Source organism: Marinovum sp. J2-8, from assembly GCF_055808435.1.
The window spans coordinates 976,356-991,603 of sequence record NZ_JBVVRZ010000001.1; the positions used below are offsets into that span (position 1 = coordinate 976,356).

The 15,248-nt window shown below is 59.9% G+C and carries 13 protein-coding genes and 1 pseudogene; 13 read left to right on the forward strand and 1 reads right to left on the reverse strand.

The genetic code is table 11. The annotated features are described in order from the left end of the window. The first annotated feature begins 6 nt into the window (after positions 1 to 6). From AC0L4F_RS04910 to AC0L4F_RS04930, 5 genes and pseudogenes are all read left to right on the forward strand, one after another. Positions 7 to 588, forward strand: coding sequence for a Maf family protein (locus tag AC0L4F_RS04910; protein ID WP_244685937.1), 582 nt, complete (start codon positions 7 to 9; stop codon positions 586 to 588). Beyond that, a pseudogene (locus AC0L4F_RS04915) lies at positions 585 to 1,603 on the forward strand (ribonuclease E/G). Before AC0L4F_RS04910 ends, AC0L4F_RS04915 begins: the two are co-directional and overlap by 4 nt. 8 nt (positions 1,604 to 1,611) lie before the next feature. Continuing rightward, a complete protein-coding gene (locus AC0L4F_RS04920; RefSeq protein WP_473446072.1) occupies positions 1,612 to 1,782 on the forward strand; it encodes a DNA gyrase inhibitor YacG in 171 nt (56 codons plus the stop codon). 124 nt (positions 1,783 to 1,906) lie between these two features. Further along, entirely contained in the window at positions 1,907 to 2,227 is a 321-nt protein-coding gene (locus AC0L4F_RS04925; protein WP_244685941.1) for a hypothetical protein, read from the forward strand. Positions 2,228 to 2,359: 132 nt separating this feature from the next. Continuing rightward, entirely contained in the window at positions 2,360 to 3,145 is a 786-nt protein-coding gene (locus tag AC0L4F_RS04930) for an inositol monophosphatase family protein (protein ID WP_244685943.1), read from the forward strand. Positions 3,146 to 3,250: 105 nt separating this feature from the next. Here the strand turns inward: AC0L4F_RS04930 and AC0L4F_RS04935 are convergent, their stop codons facing one another. Beyond that, positions 3,251 to 4,246 (reverse strand): zinc ABC transporter substrate-binding protein, encoded by a 996-nt coding sequence (locus AC0L4F_RS04935; protein ID WP_244685946.1) that lies wholly within the window; start codon positions 4,244 to 4,246, stop codon positions 3,251 to 3,253. A gap of 84 nt (positions 4,247 to 4,330) precedes the next feature. Between AC0L4F_RS04935 and AC0L4F_RS04940 the strand changes: the two genes are divergently transcribed. The 8 genes from AC0L4F_RS04940 to AC0L4F_RS04975 all read left to right on the forward strand — a co-directional run bounded on the left by AC0L4F_RS04940 (position 4,331) and on the right by AC0L4F_RS04975 (position 15,220). Next, positions 4,331 to 4,843: a Fur family transcriptional regulator gene (locus tag AC0L4F_RS04940; RefSeq protein ID WP_244685948.1), complete on the forward strand. Its 513-nt coding sequence runs from the start codon at positions 4,331 to 4,333 to the stop codon at positions 4,841 to 4,843. Further along, positions 4,840 to 5,643, forward strand: coding sequence for a metal ABC transporter ATP-binding protein (locus AC0L4F_RS04945; RefSeq protein ID WP_244685951.1), 804 nt, complete (start codon positions 4,840 to 4,842; stop codon positions 5,641 to 5,643). The genes AC0L4F_RS04940 and AC0L4F_RS04945 overlap by 4 nt, the downstream gene beginning before the upstream one ends. Next, a complete protein-coding gene (locus AC0L4F_RS04950) occupies positions 5,640 to 6,443 on the forward strand; it encodes an iron chelate uptake ABC transporter family permease subunit (RefSeq protein ID WP_244685953.1) in 804 nt (267 codons plus the stop codon). Before AC0L4F_RS04945 ends, AC0L4F_RS04950 begins: the two co-directional genes overlap by 4 nt. A 144-nt stretch (positions 6,444 to 6,587) precedes the next feature. Beyond that, a complete protein-coding gene (locus AC0L4F_RS04955) occupies positions 6,588 to 7,871 on the forward strand; it encodes a ferredoxin reductase family protein (RefSeq protein ID WP_244685955.1) in 1,284 nt (427 codons plus the stop codon). A gap of 24 nt (positions 7,872 to 7,895) precedes the next feature. Next, positions 7,896 to 10,289: a c-type cytochrome gene (locus tag AC0L4F_RS04960; RefSeq protein ID WP_244685957.1), complete on the forward strand. Its 2,394-nt coding sequence runs from the start codon at positions 7,896 to 7,898 to the stop codon at positions 10,287 to 10,289. 1,264 nt (positions 10,290 to 11,553) lie between these two features. Then, a complete protein-coding gene (locus AC0L4F_RS04965; RefSeq protein WP_244685960.1) occupies positions 11,554 to 12,738 on the forward strand; it encodes an OmpA family protein in 1,185 nt (394 codons plus the stop codon). Then, entirely contained in the window at positions 12,722 to 14,329 is a 1,608-nt protein-coding gene (locus AC0L4F_RS04970; RefSeq protein WP_244685962.1) for a caspase family protein, read from the forward strand. The genes AC0L4F_RS04965 and AC0L4F_RS04970 overlap by 17 nt, the downstream gene beginning before the upstream one ends. A 3-nt stretch (positions 14,330 to 14,332) precedes the next feature. Further along, positions 14,333 to 15,220 (forward strand): caspase family protein, encoded by an 888-nt coding sequence (locus AC0L4F_RS04975; protein ID WP_244685965.1) that lies wholly within the window; start codon positions 14,333 to 14,335, stop codon positions 15,218 to 15,220. Positions 15,221 to 15,248 lie beyond the last annotated feature (28 nt).

Sequence of the window (15,248 nt, forward strand, 5' to 3'; positions counted from 1 at the left end):
TTCCCAGTGAGATTCATCCTGGGATCGGGAAGCCCCAGACGGCGCGAGCTTCTGGGGCTTTTGGGTGTGACGCCGGACGTTATCCGCGCGCCGGATATTGACGAAACGCCGTTGAAGGCCGAACTGCCGCGGCCCTATTGCGCCCGTATTGCACGGGAGAAGGCAGAGGCCATGGATGTGGCGGTGGATGAAGTTGTGCTGTGTGCCGACACCACCGTGGCCCTTGGGCGCCGCATCATGGGCAAACCGGCAGATATGGCCGAAGCCGCAGAGTTTCTGACCAAATTGTCAGGGCGACGCCATCAGGTGATCACCTCTGTGGCGGTGCGTACCGCGACCGGGTTCTGGCAAAAGGACGTGGTCAGCGCGGTGCGGATGAAACGGCTCTCGGATCTGGAACTGAACGCGTATTTGCAGTCAGGTGATTGGCAGGGCAAGGCGGGCGGTTACGGCATCCAGGGCATGGCCGGTGCGTTTATTCCATGGATTTCAGGATCTTATCCCGCCATTATGGGGTTGCCTCTGGCGGAAACCGCCGGACTTTTGCTGGCTGCGGGCTATCCGCTTTATCGTGAGGTGGCGGCATGAAAGGCCGGATGATTGTTCTGGACTCCTATGAGGGTCGTGAAGCGGCGGCATTGATTGTCGATGGGCGGCTTGAGGATCTTTTGATTGATGGCACGGCGGTGCGCCCCGGCGCGATCTATCGTGCCAAGGCAGATCGCCCGATGAAAGGGCAGGGCGGCATGTTTCTGTCCACCCCGGATGGCGCGGTATTCCTGCGTCAGGTCAAGGGGTTGAAGCCGGGCGAGCCGCTTTTGGTGCAGGTCACCGGCCATGCCGAATCGGGCAAGGCGGTGCCGGTCACGCAGAAACTTTTGTTCAAAAGTCGCTATGCGATTGCCACGCCGGGGGCGCCGGGGCTCAATATCTCGCGTCAGATCCGCGACGAGGACACCCGGGATGCCCTGCTGGAGCTGGCGCATGAGGCGATGCCGGACCGGGACATGGGGCTGATCCTGCGGTCGTCCTGTGCCGAGGCGGATGCAGAGGATATTGCCGAGGACATTCTGGCGGTGCTGGATCTGGCGCGCAGCGTGTTGGCCGATGCCACGGGAGAGCCGGAAAAGCTGACCGAGGGGGACGGGCCGCATGTTTTGGCCTGGCGGGAATGGGTCGAACCGGCAGATGTCGAGACCGAGCCCGGTGGATTCGAACGGCTGGGCGTGCTGGACCAGATTGACGCGCTGGCCGGGATTCGGTGGCCCTGCGCGGGGCGGGACATATGTATGTCGAAACAACCCGTGCATTGGTTGCGGTGGATGTGAATACCGGTGGCGACACCTCGCCTGCGGCAGGGCTCAAGGCCAATCTGGCGGCGATGCGCGATTTGCCGCGGCAATTGCGCCTGCGGGGTTTGGGCGGCCAGATCGTGATTGATATGGCGCCGATGGCGAAAAAGGACCGGCGGGTCGTGGAAACCGAACTGCGACGCGGATTGAAAACCGACAGTGTGGAAACCACGCTGGTGGGGTGGACCAATCTTGGCCATTACGAATTGCAACGGGCCCGTGTGCGCAATCCGCTGGCGGAAATCAGATGAATTGCCCGATGTGTCAGAACCCGGCGGACCCGAAATATCGGCCGTTTTGTTCGAAGCGCTGTGCGGATCTGGATTTGGCGAAGTGGTTGAATGGATCTTATGCCGTGCCGATGCAGGAAGAAGACGAATTCAGCGATTCCCAAAGTCCCGTGGATATTCCCCCGGCGAAGCCGCACTAGCGCCAAAGCCGCAAAACCCGGAAAAATCAGGCGTTTGTGCAGGCTTCCGTTGACTTGGCGCGCGAACTGCGTAGCCTTTGGCTAGAATATCAAATAACGATTGCAATCAAATACGGGGGACATCATGAATTTCAAATCGGCACTGCTGATCGCGGGTTTTATCGGTCTTGGCGCGTCTCCGGCGCTGGCCTGGGGCGACATGTATATGGGCGATGGCACCACGCGCGCCGGCCAGAACCTGGTTTATCCTTATCCGGGTGTGGCCAATTACTGTCCTGCCGGGCTTCAGCCCGTTCTGGCCAATGGCGAGATCTGCTGTGGCAAGCCAAATACCAATGCCAGCTATTACAATGCGCCGTCGCACAAGAAGAAGCGGCACATCAAAAAGACCTATGCGCCACGCGCCTATGCGCCGGTTGGTGAAAAAGGTGTGTACTACAAGTAGGCCGATACGGCCTTGGCAATGCCCGTCGGGCCGCGTATATGCGCGGCCTGATGTGTTTTTACGCCCAGGTATCAGGGGCGTGTTATTTCCGTGTCCGTTCCGTCGGACCACGACCGCCCAAGGAGCCCGATAATGCAAGGCAGCGCCAATCTCAACATCATGCTGAAAACCGCGCGCAAGGCGGGCCGGTCGCTGACCAAGGATTTCCGCGAGGTCGAGAACCTGCAATCTTCGTCCAAAGCGGCGGGTGATTTTGTCACCAAGGCCGACCTTGCGGCGGAACAGATCATCAAGGAAGAATTGATGTCCGCGCGCCCGACCTATGGGTTTCTGGGCGAAGAAGGCGGCGAAACAGCAGGGCAGGACCCGACCCGGCGCTGGATTGTCGATCCGTTGGATGGCACGTCGAACTTTCTGCATGGTCTGCCGCATTGGGCAGTGTCCATCGCGTTGGAACACAAGGGCCAGATCGTGGCGGCGGTGGTGTTTGATGCCGCCAAGGACGAGATGTTTTTTGCAGAAAAAGGCTCGGGTGCCTGGATGAACGACACCCGCATCCGCGTGTCGGACCGCAAGCGCATGAACGAGGCGCTGTTTGCCACGGGTGTGCCGTTTGGGACCCGTCGGGGCCTGCCGGAAACCCTGCGGGATCTGGGTCGTCTGATGCCCGTCTGTGCCGGTGTGCGGCGCTGGGGTGCGGCGGCGCTTGACCTCGCTTATGTCGCTGCGGGCCGCTATGATGGCTATTGGGAGCGTGAGTTCCACCTCTGGGACGTGGCGGCGGGTATGTTGATCGCGCGCGAGGCCGGGGCGCTTGTCGACACGGTCCAACCGGGCGGTGACCCGCTGGCGGATCGCAATTTGATCTGCGCCAATGATCTGATTTTCAATCAATTTGCCAAGGCGCTGCGCGGCTGAACCCAATCGGTTCCTGCGTGCTGAAACAAAAATGCCTCTGCTCGGATACCGGGCAGAGGCATTTTGTTTTTTAGGCGTCTTTCGCGCCGGGTATCGGACCCTTGTCTATTTGGCCAAACACTCGGAAATGACGTCCGCCATGGAGGTGATCAGGGTGGGATAGAAATCCGGGCCCAGATCCAGCTTGCTGCCCAGCGGGTCCAGAACGCCGATCTCTGCATCCGTGGATTCGGCCAGTGTTTCGATCAGGCCGGTTTTAAACTGTGGTTCGGAAAACAGGCAAAGCACGCCTTCGGTGGCGATCCGGTTTTGCAGGTCCCGAATGCGGCCCGGCCCCGGTGCAGCGGCGTCACCTTCGGCCACGGTCCCAACCGTGTGCAGGCCAAACGTGGCCTCAAAGTAGTGATAGGCATCATGAAACACCAGGAAAGGTGCGTCGTGATGGGGGGTGAGCTTGGCCTCGGCATATTCTACGGCCGCGTCAATCTCGGCTGCGGCTGCCGTTGCATTGGCGGAATAGATGTCGGCGTTTTCGGGATCGCGCGCCACAAGGTTTTCCGCAATGACGGTGACCCAGTATTTGGCATTGGCCGGAGAAAGCCAGCTGTGCGGGTCATTTGGCCCGTGATCATGGCCATCATGGCCGGTATTTTCTTCGTGTTCTTCGTGTTCTTCGTGTTCGTCTTCATCATGTTCGTGCTCGTCATGCTCGTCTTCTGCATGATCTTCACCATGGTCGTGATCATGATCGCCGAATTCCTCGTCGTCGCGGAATTCCAGAATTTGCGTCCCCGGCAGGGCGTTCAGATCCAGCGCTTCTGCATCCGCCAGCACATCCAGAACGCGATCCATCCAAGGCGCAAGATCGGGGCCCATCCAAAGCACCAGATCCGCCTGTTCCAGCCCACGGGCCTGCGACGGGCGCAGCGCAAAATCATGCGGCGAGGCACCGGGCGGCACAATCAGATCCGGCGTTCCCACACCCTGCATCACGCGGGCGGCAAGCCCATGCACCGGGGCAATGTCGGTCACAACCTTTGGCACGTCGGCCATTGCGGGCATGGCAAAGAAAGTCAGGATTGGCAGGACGGTTTTTTTCATTAGCATGTTACCTTATAACGTTCGCGACTTGATACATGTCATAGTATAACCTATCAAGCGCCAATTCTTGGAAAGGCCCACGCAATGAAGCCAGTTGGTTTCCATCAGCATGACCACGAAACCTGCAAATCCGGCGGGATCACGTCGGCTGTGGATTATTGTGAAACGCGCGGGTTGCAGTTTACCCCGGTGCGGCGGCGGACATTGGAAATCCTGCTGCATGAACATCGTGCGATGGGGGCCTATGATCTGCTTGAGGTTCTGGGCCGCGAAGGGTTCGGATCGCAGCCACCGGTGGTTTACCGTGCGCTGGAGTTTCTGGTGCGTCACGGTTTCGCCCACAAGATCGAGCGGCTGAATGCCTTTGTCGGCTGTGTGCATCCGGGCGCAGACCATGCGCCGGCCTTCTTGATCTGTCGCCAGTGTGACGCTGTTGCCGAAACCCGGGCGCGCCCGGCCATGGCGCTGCTGGGGGATCTGGCGGGCGAGGCCGGGTTCCGGGTGGAACGCGCGGTGATCGAGGCCGAAGGCCTGTGTCCCAATTGTCAGGAGCCCGCCAATCCGGGCCCTGAAAGCCGGGGAAAAGATCCGAAATGACATTGCTGCAAATGCAGGGTATGAGCGTCCGCCACGGTCAGGACCCTGCCCTGAGTGACGTGAATTTTTCGATCGAGACCGGCGAGATCGTCACAATTGTTGGCCCCAATGGGTCTGGCAAATCCACCATGCTGAAGACGATGATTGGCGCGGTGCGCCCGTCTTCCGGCCGGATTGACCGGCAAAAGGGGCTGCGCATCGGCTATGTGCCGCAAAAGCTGCATATTGATCCGACGTTGCCGTTGAACGTCGACCGGTTCCTGTCTTTGCCCAACCCTGCGTCTCGGGCAAAACGTGATGCGGCGTTGTTGCGCGCGGGCGTTCCCGACCTGGCGATGCGCCAGATGTCCGGCCTGTCCGGTGGCCAGCTGCAACGGGTTCTGCTGGCGCGGGCCATCCTGCACGAGCCGCAATTGCTCTTGCTGGACGAAGCGACGCAGGGCCTGGATCAACGCGGCTCTGCCGAATTCTATCGCCGCATCGAAGAGGTGCGGCGCGATCTTGGCTGTGCTGTGGTGATGGTCAGCCATGAATTGCATGTGGTGATGAGCGCATCTGACCGGGTGATTTGTCTGAACGGCCATGTGTGCTGTGAAGGCCGCCCGGAGGTCGTGGCCTCGGCCCCGGAATACCGCGCGCTGTTTGGCAGCGGCACCGGCGGCGCCTTGGCGCTTTATCGTCATGAACATGATCATGCCCATGACAGTGATCACCATCACGACCACCAACATGGCAGCGATTGCATCCATGACCATGGCATTGGTCAGGACCACAACCATAAACACGGGGTCGCGGAATGAGCCTGTTGGATGATTTTCTGGTCCGGGCCGTGTTGGCCGGCATAGGCGTTGCCCTTGCGGCTGCACCTTTGGGCTGTTTTGTGGTCTGGCGGCGCATGGCCTATTTCGGCGATGCAACGGCACATGCCTCGATCCTTGGGGTGGCGCTGGCGCTGGCGTTTTCTGTCTCGCCGTTGATTGGCGCGCTGGTGGTGGCGCTGGTGATGGCCAGCTGCGTCACCGCGCTGTCCGGGCGCGGATTTGCCGTCGACACGATGCTGGGCGTTCTGGCGCATTCCTCGCTGGCCTTTGGTCTGGTGGCGGTTTCACTGCTGGACGGGGTGCGCATTGACCTGATGTCCTATCTGTTCGGTGATATTCTGGCGGTCGGGCGTGACGATCTTCTGGTGATCTGGGGCGGGGCTGCGGCGGTCATCGGGTTGATGGTCTGGCGCTGGCAGGCGCTTTTGACCGCGACGCTGAGCGATGAATTGGCCTGGGCCGCCGGGTTCAATCCGAAACGGGAACAAATGGTGCTGACCCTGGCGCTGGCACTGGTGGTTGCAGTGGCAATCAAGGTCGTCGGGGTTTTGTTGATTGCCGCGATGTTGATCATTCCTGCAGCGGCGGCGCGGCCATTGTCGCACACACCGGAACGGATGGCGGCAATTGCCGCTTTGGTCGGGGCCGGTGCGGTGATCGGCGGGATGCAATTGGCGCTGACGCTCGATTCTCCGACCGGGCCAACCATCGTCTGTTGTGCGGCGTTGCTGTTTGCCGCCAGTGCCGGACTGGCGCTTGTACGGGGCAGGGATTCCTGACCCCGGAGAGCAAAAGCCGATTTCAAAGGTATGGTATTCCTGACAATTCCCGACTTTTGCCGTCATAAAGATTGACTTTACGGCAGGCATTCCGTGATCTTGGCCTAAGTTATTTTCAGGCTGCCACGGAGATTGTCCCGCAATATGTTTTATGTCCTCGTCTTTCTGTTTGGCGTTTTCTTTCCCAGCGGATTGGTTGTTTTTGCTGCGGGAAATGCCAGCGCGCAAAGTGTTGCCGCGCTTTGCGCCGGGGCCAGCGGCTATTCCTTGATGGCGATCAACCTGTTTTTGGCAACACGGCCCAGGTTTCTGGAGCCGATGATTGGCGGGCTGGACCGGATTTACAAACTGCACAAATGGACCGGCATTTCGATTGTGGCTTTCATCCTGTTTCACGAAGGTGTCGGCATGGATCTGGAGGGCCAGATCGTAGCCACCGGCCTGACGAAAACCGCCGTGGATGTGGCCGAAATCGTCTTTCCCATTCTGCTGGCCCTGATCCTGGTCAGTTTCTTCAAACGGCTGCCGGCGGCGATCACCCGGCGGGTGCGGTTCCTTAACCGCGATCTGATCCCCTATGGCCTGTGGCGCTGGACGCACCGTATTCTGGGGCTGTTGTTCATCGTGCTGACCGGGCATCAGTTCTTTGTCAAAGTGCCGTTCGACATGAATGCAATGGCGGCGCAATACCTGAACTTCATGGCGGTTCTGGGTATTCTCAGCTTCTTGTGGACCCAGCTTCTGGCGCCGTATCGCCGCCGCCCCTATGACATCACCAAGGTCGAACATCATCCCGCCGCCACGATCATCGAGGCCAAGCCGCGCGGGCGGGGCGTGCGGCCGCGCCCCGGGGCCTTTGCGGTGATTTCGATCAAACGTATGGGCCTGCGCGAACCACATCCCTTTACCATTTCCGGCACCGGCCCCAAGGGCGAGGTGCAGTTTTCGATCCGGGGGCTGGGGGATTATACCCGCCGTCTGCGTGATCTGGTGAAGGTGGGCGACAAGATGACGGTGGAAGGTGGCTATGGCCGCTTCAACTATGCCAAGGGCGAGAAGGAACAGCTCTGGGTTGCGGGGGGGATTGGCATCACGCCCTTTCTTGCCTTTGCCGACAGTTTGACAGCAGACGAGACCCGAACCATCAAATTGGTGTATTGTGTCAACAAACCGGAAGAGGTCGTCGGTCTCGACCGATTCCGCGCCGCTGAAAAACGCTGCCCCGGATTTACGCTGGATCTGCATATCAGCAAATCCGACGGACGTTTGACCGCCCAGGTTCTGGCGGACAAGGTCGCATTCGATCTGACACAGGCCGGGTTTTGGTTTTGTGGCCCTGCGCCTATGCGCAGCGCGCTTGTTTCGGGACTGAAGACGTTGGGGAAATCCCCACGTTCGGTTCATTTTGAAGAATTCGAATTTCGGTAAAAGGACATCGACATGAGACATCATATGACACTCGGCCTCGTCCTTGGCGTATTTGCCACTGCATCCTGGGCGCAAACAGGCGCGTTGTTCGAGGCGGGCGCCTATGCGGATTACCAACCGGATCTGGAAAACGGCAGGACGATGTATTACGCGGCAGGCTGTGCCACCTGTCACGCGGTGGACGGTGATGACACAATTCTGGCGGGTGGCCAGGAAATGTCGACCCGATTTGGCGAGCTTTATGCCCCGAACATCACCCACCACAAGGCTGCGGGAATTGGTGACTGGAGCAATGCCACCTTTTTGAATGCGGTCCTGCGCGGCACGTCACCCGATGGCGACAAATATTTCGGCGCGGTGTTTCCCTATCCGTCTTATGGCCGAATGAAGCCGGAAGATGCGCTCGACATGAAGGCCTTTATGGCAGAGCTGCCCACCGCAGATGCCAAAAGCCGCGAGCATAATATTTCCTACATGAGCGAATTTGTCCTCGACAAGTTTTCGTCGTCACGCGGGCCACTGACCGCTGTGTCCGATCCGCAAATGGCGCGTGGGCAATATCTGGTCGAAGCGGTCGGCCATTGCGCCGAATGCCACACGCCGCGCGATACCGGGTTGGGCTTCAAATACGAATTGGACAACACCCGCGCCTATGAGGGCGAATTTGGCCTGCTTGGGGAATATGCGCCGGATATCACCGCCGACCGGCTTGCCAAATTTCCGATGGAAAATTTCGTGATTGGCGCGCTGACCGAGGCCAAGAAGCTGAACGGCAATCCAATGACATCGCCGTCGATGCGCCGGATTGCGCGCCAGACCGCGCAACTGGCCAGCGCGGATCGCGCGGCGATCTATGCCTATCTGTCTGGCACCAATGTGGATGTGGAAACCTTGCCGGGTGGAAACAAGGTGACGCCGCCCATCGTGATCAACACCCCCGCCGATGCAACCGACACGCCCTCTGGCGGTACGGATACGCCGGTGCGCGTGGCCGAGGTCGACCCGATCCCCGATCATCCCGTGGTCGAAGAGGTCGCAGAGGAGAGCGGCGAAGATGTGATCGAGGATCACACCGGTGCCGAACGGCTGATGAAACGCGTCGAGGCCTATTGTGAATCGACCGAGCCGCTTGAGCCGGTGATGCCGCCGCCCGCCGAAACGGCCGAGGCCCCGGCCGCCCCGAAAACCGCGCCGCCCGCTGCGGTCGCGAAAAAAGGCGTCGATCCGCAATTGGTGGCGGCGGCTGATCAGATCATCGAAGATTATTGCCGCGCCTGCCATGCGCCGGGCAAGACCTATAACGGGGTGTTCCCGACCGGCGACATTGCCGACATGAAGTTTGACGACCGGATCCTGATCCCCGGCAACCCCGAAAAGTCGCCGATTTACGAATCGGTGGCCGCCGGACGGATGCCCACCGGCAAGAAGATGAGCAAGGACGAGCTGGAGGTGCTGCACAAGTGGATCGTGGCGCTTGGCGAACCAGAGATGCCAGCGGCAGCCCCCGCACCGGCGCCCGTTGCCGAAGCGCCCGGGGCGGACAGTGCACCGGTGCCGCCGGTGGCCGCCGTGCCGCACGAAGAATTGCCGCCGCCGCTGTTTGCCGGCTTCTCGCGTGAGGAACGCATGCTGGCCATCGCCCGCGACATCAATGATGTGGAAAAACGCGACCGGCAGTATATGCGGTATTTCACCTTTGCGGAAATGCCGCTGGCCGAGGTCGATTGCGGCGCGGTGGGCGCACTGAAAAACCCGATGCATTACATGCACGCCGGTTTCAATAAGCTGATCAATTCAATGTCTAACGGCCGCAGTGTGGTGCCGGTGCATCCGGTGCCCAACACCGAAGGTGCGGTGGTCCGCATTGACCTGCGCGACTATGAATGGACCTTTGATGACTGGCTGTCGCTGTCGACCGGTGTCTTTACGGAAGAGGTCGAAAACGCCGATTTTGACGAAGAGGCCTGGGAAGATCTGGCCAGCGTCTATCCCTATGGCGTTGATCCCGCCTATGATCCGCTGCTGAAAACCGTGGCGGATGCCACCGGGGCCTTTGTGCCGATCATGCGGGCGGATTGGGTGGCGCGGTTTGCGTCGCAATCGCCCTATTACGACATCCTGCTGGATCTGACCGCCGATATTCGCGACATCGAAGACCGCATTGGCGTTGATGCCGACCGCGAGATTGATGAATTGCAGGTCATTCGCGCGGCATGTTGCCGGGATCGTCCGGCGTGTCGGATCACAACCGGATGCTGGAGCGGTTCGATCTGCCGCGGGATGGCTATTACTGGAAGTCCTATGACTTTGCCGGCAGCCACGGGGAGCAATCGCTGGAGCTTCACCCCGACGGCCCAAAAGAACTGGCGCGCACGCCCTCTGGCACGGCACCATTCGAACATGACGGCGGCGAAATGATCTTTTCCCTGCCAAATGGATTGCAGGGCTATTACCTGTCCACCAACCTTGGTGAGCGGCTCTTAGTCGGCCCGGCCTCTATCGTGTCGTTCCGCACCAAACCAATCGGCAAAGGTGTCGAGGTGGTCAATGCGCGGTCCTGTTTTGATTGCCATGACAATGGCATGATCAACAAAAAGGACGAGGTCCGCGATGCCCTGATGTCGTCACAGCGTTTCTCGCGTGATGAACTGGAGGTGCTGCTGGAGCTCTATGTCGAAAATGACGAGCTGGACGAATATTATGCCCAGGACCGGGCTTCGTTCCTGTCGGCATTGGCAGAGCTGAACGCCACCAGCATGACCGCCGGCGGTCAGATGGCCAGCCTGCGGGCGCCGAATTCGGTCGGTGGAGGCGAGATTGTCACTTATTTGGCCGACATGCATTTCCATGCGCTCGACGTTCGGCAATTGGCCCGCGACTTCTATCTTGACGAAGACACTTTCCGCGTCCGGGCCCGCCAGATGGGCGATCCGACCTTGACGGTTGTGGTCGGGGACTGGTTGTCGCGGCTTGATGCGGGTGGCAAGATCCAGCGCTCGGAAGTCGAGAAATATTATGCCGATATTCTGGAACGGATGACCGACCTGCGCCCCTATCGCCCGGCGGAAAGCTATGCAGAGGTCAAACACGAACCAGAGGAATATGCCGAAGGCGATCTGGAAAAAGAGGTCGAAAAAGCGGTCGAGGAAGTCGTCGAAAAAGAAGACGTTGTTTACAAACCGGCCGTGACCGAACCGGTGAAATATGCCCCGCCCGCCGAAGAGGCCAAGAAGGACAAGCTGACGCTGGCGATCCATGTGGACCAGAACGATTACTACATCGACGACCTTCTGGAATTCACCATCGAAGCCAGCCACAAATGCGAGTTGCAGATGTTCTATGTCGAAGAAAGCAAGAACATCGAGGAACTGCCCGGCGCGCTTTTGGGGCCACAATTCCTTGAGGCCGGTGAAAAGCGCAAAATCCCCTACGAAGGGTCGGGTCTGCGCATTCGCTTTGACGAACCGGGCAAAGGCGAAACCATGTTGGCCTATTGCCGGATGGGCGGATTGGGCGACCAGAAAATGACCGCCGAGGGCGCGTTGGACTATGCCAAGTCACGTTTCCAACCGCTGACCCGTGGCATTGCCATCGAAGCGGCCGAACGCGTTCAGGAAGATGGCGGTCAAAGTGCCACCAATCACGTCACATTCGAAGTCTTCGAGTGAAGGAGGGGTCAACGATGTTACGCACCACACTTTTTGCAGCTCTCCTGGCCACGACGGTTCTGCCGGGGGCGGCCTTTGCCGCAACCTGTTCTGACGGTTTGAAAGCGCTGCGTGATACCTATGCGGCGGGCAGTGTCGATGACATTCTGGCGGCGGTTTCAACCCTGCGGACGGGTGGTATATGCAACCAACGAACAGTGACCCGCGCAACGGCACAGGCGTCAGGCGTTCTGGCCAGCCGCGCGGGGCGCTTTGTGGCGCAGGGCGATCTGGCTGCGGCCGAGGCGGTTCTGGAACGTGTGCCGGGGCTGCATTGGTCGGTGCAGGCGGTGCGTGCCGACATTGCCGCAGCCAGAGGCAACCGGGACGAAGCCGCGCAGCTTTATAATGCGGCGCTGGATACGATCACCGATCCGGCGCTGACGCCACCGGATGAACGTCTGGTGCCGGTGGCCGAACGTTTGGCGCGGCTGGCACAGGAAAACATGATGCTGGCTGGCACGCTGGACAGCACGATCACCCGCGGTGGATCGCCCAGCGGCGTCCTGAAAAGCGCGGTGCGCGGCATCGCCATCGAATCCTATGGCGATGAGGTCGGCGGCGGTGGCGCAACCGACCACGAGGAGGTGCACGAAGCGCCCCCGAAAGAGGAAAAAGGCTTTGAAGATCATGCCGAGGTGATCAAGGAAGATCACGTCGACGTGCCGGAGATCAAAGATAAGCCGCCAGTGAAAGAACCCGCAAAAGAACCAGTAAAAGAAAAGGTGGTGCACGAAGATCCTTATGCCAGTGGCAAGAAAGAGGATTACGCCGTGGCCGACGGCGCGGCCAAGGCGGTGACAACTGTGTTCCTGCCAATCAAATTCGGGTCAAACTCCGATCATCTGGACGACAAGGCCGCCTATGAGGCCGATTATGTCGGTGCCTTTTTGAAGGCCAACAAGATCAGCGAAATCACCCTGATCGGTCACACGGACGAGCGCGGGTCGGACAGCTACAACCTTGATCTGTCTTATCGCCGGGCCCAGGCCGTGCGCGACTACCTCACCCATTACCTCGCGACCTATGACGCCTATACCTATATTCATATCGACGGCAAAGGCGAACGCGTTCCGCCCAAACTGTCGGACCCTTACCTGTATTCGATTGAGGAGCGTCAGGCGATTGCCCGGCGAGTGGAGCTTGTCCTGCACAAATAAATTGCGGGCTGCGGCCTGTGTCATTTCATTGTCCCTGGGGGCCGCCCCGGCGGTCCACGCGGCGCAATATGCCATGGTGGTGGGGGTGGATGATTACCGTGCTTTCAGCCCCCATCCCGCGCCCGCAGGCGAGCTTTCGGATCTGCAAGGGGCGGTGAACGATGCCCAACGCATTGCCAGCGCGATGCGCCGGGTGCGGATCAACCTGCCGGACGAGCGGCTTTTGATCGACGAACGTGCCACGGTCGAGGCCTTTCTCGCGGGCTGGCGGTCGATGATCGCCGAAGCGACGCCGGGGGATACGCTGATTGTGACCTTTTCCGGCCATGGCGGGCAAGAGGTGGAAAATTCCGAACCTTTTGACGAGGTGACGGACCACAAAGACGAAACCATCATGTTTTATGAATTCGACCCGAAAAATCCGCGGGTCGGGCGATTGAATGATGATCAGCTGCGCCAGATCCTGGCCGAGGCCGCCGCCTATAACGTGATTTGGGTGATGGACAGTTGCCATTCCGCCGGTCTGACCCGCAAGGTCGACACCGGGGCGATAGGGCTGACGCGCAATGGTGGGGTGTGGGACACCGGTATTGATCCGCTGGAGGATGAAATCATCGCCGAAGAGGGCGACGATGGCAGTGATGAACTGGCCCATGTCACCCAGATCCTTGCGACCGCCAGCGAAGAAAGATTGGTGACGGAAACCCGGATCGACGGCAAACAGCATGGCGCGCTGTCGTGGTTCTTTGCCGAGGCGATCACCGGCGCGGCGGACACCAACAACGACGGCACAATGACCCGCGCCGAGATGGCCGATTATCTGGATGATCGGGTGTTTGCGCATATGAAACAGAGCCAGCAGCCCCGCATTCTGCCACGGGGGGATGCGCATGCGCTGCTGTCCTTTGCAGAACCCGCCGCAAAGGCGCCTAAGTCGGAACAGCCCAAGGCCGGGGATCCGCCACGCGATGCGGTGGCTGTCAGCTTTGATGGCCCCCCTCCGCCGGGATTGAAAGACGGCAGCTATTATGTGGTCAATGCATCCCCCGAACTGTCGTTCCGGGATTTGGGCGGCGGGCGGTGGGATGTGTTCAACCACACCGGCGACCGCATCACCACAATCACCGGTGATGCCAGCCGCATGGTCGCCCGCACAAAGGCGCTGCGCCATATACTTGCCTCGAAAAAAGCGTCGCGCGCGGCGGTTGGGGTCAAAGCCGGGCAGGACCACAGCCTTAATCCGGTTGGGGCGTTTGTGAATTTCACATTTACTCCGCCCAGTCGCGAGCTGCGGTATCTGACGTTGTTCAACGTGGCCAGCAATGGCGCATTGCAATATCTTCATCCGCTGAAACCTTCGGGCGATGATCAGGTCGGACCGCGCGGCTTTCCGGTGCGGTTTCGGGTGACCGAACCCACCGGCGAGGATCAGTTGGTGGCAATTTTCTGTAGCCGCCCGCCGCTGGATCTGCGCCGGATGCTGGACAATTTCAATGCCAAGACAGTGCCCGATGATGACACGCTGCCGTCGGTTCTGGCGCGCGGCAGCTGTCAAACCGGGGTCATTGGCCTTTATACAGAGGATGGATAGGGCATGGTGCTGCGTTTTCTGATCACATTGGTGATGTCGGTTTTGGCGCTGACTGCGGCGGCCGAAACACGGGTTGCCCTGGTGATCGGCAATTCCGCTTACGAAAACGCACCCAGGCTGGACAATCCCGAACGTGACGCCACCGCCATTGCCGACCGGCTGAAACAGGTGGGGTTCGAGGTCACGTTGGGCATTGATCTGGATTATCGCGGGTTTCGCCGCCTGATCGGCAAATTCGCCCGCGAGGCCAGCAATTCCGATATTTCACTGGTCTATTTTGCCGGGCATGGGATCGAATTGTCGGGCGAAAACTATCTGATCCCGACCGATGCCCTGTTGGAACATGAGGCCGAGGCCGACATTGAATCGATTTCGTTGCAGACGCTGGTGGAAAAGGCTGCATTGGCGCGGCAATTGTCGATCATCATGGTGGACGCCTGTCGCGACAATCCTTGGGTGTCTTCGATCGAACGGCTGGACAAGACCCGGTCGCTCAGTCGCGGTTTGGCGCCTTTGCCGGATCCCGGACGTGGTCAGGTTGTCAGTTTTGCCACCGCGCCGGGCCAAACGGCGGCGGACGGCGAAGGCGACCACAGCCCCTATGCGGAATCGCTGTTGGAGCTTCTGGATGAACCAGGGGTGGAAATCAGTTTCTTTTTCCGCCGCCTGCGCGATTCCGTGCGCGCCCGCACCGATGGCGAGCAGACCCCGATTTTCGAAAGCGACTTGCCGGGGCGCGAAATCCATCTGGTGCCGCCCATTGCAAAGGATGCCGAGGCAGAGACATCGGATGCGACCGGCCCCGCCACCGCAGAGGTCGAGGGCGAAAATGCAGGGACTTCGGACAACGAATTCTTAAATCCTCTTTCCGCACCTCGGTCGAGGAGCTGACGGAATGCGACCGTCTGGCCGGATACGC

Excerpts from the sequence above, each read along its gene's own strand:
- AC0L4F_RS04920 (WP_473446072.1), top strand. The coding sequence starts at position 1,612 with ATGTGTCAGAACCCGGCGGACCCGAAATATCGGCCGTTTTGTTCGAAG.
- AC0L4F_RS04925 (WP_244685941.1), top strand. The coding sequence starts at position 1,907 with ATGAATTTCAAATCGGCACTGCTGATCGCGGGTTTTATCGGTCTTGGC.
- AC0L4F_RS04930 (WP_244685943.1), top strand. The coding sequence starts at position 2,360 with ATGCAAGGCAGCGCCAATCTCAACATCATGCTGAAAACCGCGCGCAAG.
- AC0L4F_RS04935 (WP_244685946.1), bottom strand. The coding sequence starts at position 4,246 with ATGAAAAAAACCGTCCTGCCAATCCTGACTTTCTTTGCCATGCCCGCA.
- AC0L4F_RS04940 (WP_244685948.1), top strand. The coding sequence starts at position 4,331 with ATGAAGCCAGTTGGTTTCCATCAGCATGACCACGAAACCTGCAAATCC.
- AC0L4F_RS04945 (WP_244685951.1), top strand. The coding sequence starts at position 4,840 with ATGACATTGCTGCAAATGCAGGGTATGAGCGTCCGCCACGGTCAGGAC.
- AC0L4F_RS04950 (WP_244685953.1), top strand. The coding sequence starts at position 5,640 with ATGAGCCTGTTGGATGATTTTCTGGTCCGGGCCGTGTTGGCCGGCATA.
- AC0L4F_RS04955 (WP_244685955.1), top strand. The coding sequence starts at position 6,588 with ATGTTTTATGTCCTCGTCTTTCTGTTTGGCGTTTTCTTTCCCAGCGGA.
- AC0L4F_RS04960 (WP_244685957.1), top strand. The coding sequence starts at position 7,896 with ATGACACTCGGCCTCGTCCTTGGCGTATTTGCCACTGCATCCTGGGCG.
- AC0L4F_RS04965 (WP_244685960.1), top strand. The coding sequence starts at position 11,554 with ATGTTACGCACCACACTTTTTGCAGCTCTCCTGGCCACGACGGTTCTG.
- AC0L4F_RS04975 (WP_244685965.1), top strand. The coding sequence starts at position 14,333 with ATGGTGCTGCGTTTTCTGATCACATTGGTGATGTCGGTTTTGGCGCTG.